4 protein-coding genes are annotated in these 4,276 nt (G+C 65.3%); 1 reads left to right on the forward strand and 3 read right to left on the reverse strand.

From position 1 onward, the window contains the following. Positions 1–51: 51 nt before the first annotated feature. From IVB32_RS21295 to IVB32_RS21305, 3 genes are read right to left on the reverse strand one after another with little or no spacing between them, the layout of a single operon-like run. Positions 52–870 carry an enoyl-CoA hydratase/isomerase family protein gene (locus IVB32_RS21295; protein WP_018452966.1) on the reverse strand — a complete coding sequence of 273 codons (819 nt, stop codon included), beginning with the start codon at positions 868–870 and terminating at the stop codon, positions 52–54. A 15-nt stretch (positions 871–885) separates the two neighbouring features. Then, the gene (locus IVB32_RS21300) at positions 886–2,046 is read right to left on the reverse strand and encodes an acyl-CoA dehydrogenase family protein (RefSeq protein ID WP_008133127.1); all 1,161 of its coding nucleotides are present in this window, start codon (positions 2,044–2,046) and stop codon (positions 886–888) included. Between the two features lie 17 nt (positions 2,047–2,063). Next, positions 2,064–3,128 carry an acyl-CoA dehydrogenase family protein gene (locus IVB32_RS21305; protein ID WP_026232431.1) on the reverse strand — a complete coding sequence of 355 codons (1,065 nt, stop codon included), beginning with the start codon at positions 3,126–3,128 and terminating at the stop codon, positions 2,064–2,066. 238 nt (positions 3,129–3,366) lie between these two features. Between IVB32_RS21305 and IVB32_RS21310 the strand changes: the two genes are divergently transcribed. Further along, positions 3,367–4,152, forward strand: coding sequence for an SDR family oxidoreductase (locus IVB32_RS21310; protein WP_018452969.1), 786 nt, complete (start codon positions 3,367–3,369; stop codon positions 4,150–4,152). Positions 4,153–4,276: the final 124 nt, after the last annotated feature.

Here is a 4,276-nt window from a genome sequence, read left to right on the forward strand (position 1 = left end):
ATCCGGCGCTTCGCGCCACCTTCTCCCATAAGGGGAGAAGGAAGAAAGGACCTACCGCCCCCTGAAATTCGCGACCCGCCGCTCTTCCGTGGCCTTCACGCCTTCCTTGAAGTCTTCCGTGGCGCGCAGTCGGGTCTGCTCCTCGAGCTCGTGATTGGTCGCGGCCATCACGCGATCGGCGAGGCCAGCGCGCATCGTGGCGCGGGTGGAGACGAGGCCGAGCGGGGAGCATTCGGCGATTTCACCGGCGAGCTTCAGTGCGGCCGCCTTGACCTGGTCCTGCGGCACCAGCTCGTTGGCGAGGCCCCATTTGAAGGCCTCCTCACCGGTGACGCGGCGGCTGGTGTAGAACATCAGCTCGGCGTTGTTCTTTCCGATCAGCTCGGGCAGCGTCACAGTCAGGCCGAAGCCGGGATGAAAGCCGAGCTTTGTAAAGTTCGCGGAGAAGCGCGCTTCGGGGCAGGTGACCCGGAAGTCCGCCGAGACCGCGAGGCCCAGTCCGCCGCCGATGGCGGCGCCCTGCACGGCCGCGACGATCGGCTTCTTGGCGCGGAAGATGCGCACGGCCTGGATGTAGAGATGATTGATCGCCCCGAGGCTATCGGCCGGATCGCCCTTGGCCGTCTTATCGGCTTCGCGCGCCTCTTGCGCCTGTCGTGCCGGGTCCTGGAAATTGGCGCCGGCGCAAAACGCCTTGCCCTGGGCCGATAGCACCGAGGCGCGAATCTCGATGTCGCGATCGAACTCGTCGAGTGCGTCCGCGATCTGGTTGATCAGCGAAATGTCGAAGAAGTTGAGCGGCGGGCGGCGGATCTCGATGGTGCCGACGTGACCAACTTTTTCGACGCCGATATCTTTATAGGTGCTCATGATGTCCTCGAATGATTAGCGCAAACCAAGCCCGCGGGCGATGATGCCGCGCAGCACCTCGGTGGTGCCGCCCTGGATGGTGAGTTTCGGCGCGGTTTTGATGGCGAAGTCGAGCTGCCGCTCCAGCGTCTCGCGGTTGGTCGCGGTCTCCTCGACGAAGGCGGCGAGATCGCGCACGCGGTGCGGCAGCTGCTGTTCCCACACCGTGCCGATGTCCTTGACGATGGAGGCTTCGACGACCGGCTCCTTGCCGGCTTGCAGCATGCCCGCGACCGAGACCGACATGCGCCGCATGGTGTGGAGCTGCGCCACCAGCCGGCCGATGCCTTCGGCGCTGCGGGTATCCGGATTGGGACCAACGGCGCGAACCAGCTCGGTCAGCACGTAATAGGTCTCCAGGAAGCGCTCGGGGCCCGAACGCTCATAAGCGAGCTCGCTGGTCGCCTGCTTCCAGGCGCCGTCCACTTCGCCGAGCACATGATCGTCAGGCACGAAGAAATCGGTGAACACGACCTCGTTGAACTCGTACTGGCCGGTGATCTGGCCGATCGGGTTCACCTGGATGCCCGGCTGCTTCATCTTGACCAGGAACTGGGTCAGGCCGTGACGTCGGTTTTCCTTGGTCGGCTGCGACGTCCGGAAGATCGCGATCATGTAGTCGGCGATATGCGCCGACGAGGTCCAGATCTTGGTGCCATTGATGAGATAGCCGCCGTCGGTCTTGGTCGCGCGGGTCTTCGCGGCAAACAGGTCCGAGCCGGAGTTCGGTTCGCTCATGCCGATCGCGAAGCAGATCTCGCCGCGGCAGATGCGCGGCAGGATGTCCATTTTGATGTGCTCAGGCGCGTATTTGATCAGCACCGGTCCGCTCTGGCGGTCGGCGACGAAGAAGCGCCGCGTCGGCGCGTTGGCGACGCGCATCTCCTCCGTCACCACGTAACGTTCGAGGAACGAGCGCTCCTGGCCGCCATATTTTTTCGGCCATGTCATGCCGAGCCAACCCTTGGCGCCGACCCGGCGGGAGAATTCCGGCGCGTCGGTGTCTTCGCGGTTGGGCTTGTGCGGATCGAAGGTACCGGCGGCGATTTCCTCCGCGAGGAAGGCGCGTACTTCCTTGCGCAATTGCTCGCATTTCTCGGGCAGGCGGATCGGATCGAAACGGAGGGCAGCGGTCATTGTTGTCTCGTCCCTGATCAGCGCGAAGCCACGAGCGGCCACAATTCGTCGGCGCCGCGGTTGGCAATGAGCTTGCCGAGCTCGACGGCCCAGTGGCTTTCCGAACCGAAATCGTCGCGCCAGGCAAGCGCCCGCAGCGAATAGCGGTGCAGGATGTGCTCCAGGGTGAAGCCGATCGCGCCATGGACCTGGTGCGCAATGGCGCCGCCCTTTTCCGCAGCTTCCGCGCAGCGGATCTTTGCGGAGGCGGCTTCGAGATAGACCGCGTCATCGAACGACTTTGCGTTGGCGATGGCGTCGGCCGCGGAAGTCGCAGCCGCAAGCGCAGCAGCCGACTCGCCGGCGAGGCGGGCGAGATTGTGCTGCACCGCCTGGAATTTGGAGATCTTCTTCTCGAAGGCGACGCGCTCGTTGGAATAGCGCACGGAGATGTCGAGCATCGATTCCAGCGCGCCCGCGATCTGAAGGCTGCGCGCGACGCCGCCCATCAGCATCATTGTGGTCTGGTCAAAGCCGCTCGGCGCGGGCTTGATGGTGAGGGGCTGGACCTTGTCGAGCGTGACGGTGTCGCTGTGGTCATAGCCGACATTGAGTCCGGTCTCGATCCGGCCCTTGCTCGCATCCACCAGCGCGACCGCGACTCCGTCCTTGCCGTGGGCCAGCACCGCGAAGTGCTTTGCCGCCTTTGCGAAGGGCACGCCGCGGGCGCGGCCGGAGAGCGCACCATCGGCATCGCGGGTGATGCGATCCTTGGGCGACGCCGGCAGCACCGTCATCTCCCCCTCCGGGGAAGCGATCTTCGCCTGCGCCAGCAGCCAGCCGGCCAGCATGGTCTCGGCCAGGGGAACCGCGACTGCGAAACGGCCGGCCGCGTTCAGCAGCGCAAAGCCGTCGGCCAGACTCGCGCCGGAGCCGCCGAGATCGTCGGGCACCCAGGCCAGCGGCAGGCCGGCCTCGCTCAGCGCCTGCCACAGCGGCGCCTGCCACGAATCCTTCTTGTCGTTGTTGACGGTCTGCGGATCGGCGAGATCGGCGAAGATTTTCTCCGCGGTCTCGACGACGATATTGTCACTCTCCGCCACAGCGTTCCCCGTGTTTTGCCATTGGCGCATCCGGCCCCAGTGGGGCGGGCGCGCAGGTTCTTCTTGCGCCCGATGATCCAAAAAAGCCATGGCCCTGACAAGCGCTGATCGCAGGTCAACCTGCGGCGCGGGCATGGGCGATGAGCTAATTCCGCTTAGCGGAGTTTGCTCGATTTGCAGGGCGCGGCAAACTCGCTAAACAGAACGTCGATACTCAATCAAGGGGAAGGAAATCCGGATGGCAAAGGACAGTTTGTGCGCAATCGTGACGGGGTCCGCCTCCGGCCTGGGCGCTGCGACCGCGGAAATTCTCGCACGGAGCGGGGCGCGGCTCGTCATCAACTATTCCTCGAGCCAGAAGGAAGCGGAGGCGACCGCGGAGCATTGCCGCAAGGCGGGCTCACCGGAAGTTCTGGTCGCGCAGGGCGACGTCTCGAAGGATGACGATTGCCGCAAGATCGTCGCGGCAGCTGGCGGCTGGGGCCGGCTCGACGTGCTCGTCAACAATGCCGGCACCACCAAGCATGTCGTCCATGCCGATCTCGACGGATTGTCGGCGGAAGATTTCCAGCGCCTGTACGGCGTCAACACCATCGGCCCGTTCCAGATGGTGCGCGCGGCGCGCAGCCTGCTCGAGGCCGGCGCCAAAGCTTCTGGGCGGCCGTCCGCCGTGGTCAACATCTCCTCGGTCGCCGGCATCAGCGGCGTCGGATCGTCGATCGCATACGCCGCGAGCAAGGGCGCGCTCAACACCATGACGCTGTCGCTGTCGCGCGCGCTGGCGCCGCTGATCCGCGTCAACACGGTATGCCCGGGCTATATCGATACACCCTGGTTCACCAAGGGCCGCGGCGAGGCGGGCGCCAAGCAGGTGCGCGACAGCGTCGCGGCGAAGGTGCCGCTGAAGGTCGCGTCATCGGCGGAAGACATCGCGCAGCTCGTCTGTTTCCTGGCGATGCCGGCCTCCAGCAACATGACCGGCGAAGTCGTGCGCATGGATGCGGGGATGCATTTGGTGACGTGATCGCGCGGCACATTCTCTCCACGTCGTCGCCGGGCTTGACCCGGCCTCCGCTCTCTCCACGTCGTCGCCGGGCTTGACCCGGCCTCCGCTCTCTCCACGTCATGGCCGGGCTTGACCCGGCCAT

Source organism: Bradyrhizobium sp. 23 (assembly GCF_023073295.1).
GTDB classification, from domain to species: domain Bacteria; phylum Pseudomonadota; class Alphaproteobacteria; order Rhizobiales; family Xanthobacteraceae; genus Bradyrhizobium; species Bradyrhizobium canariense_D.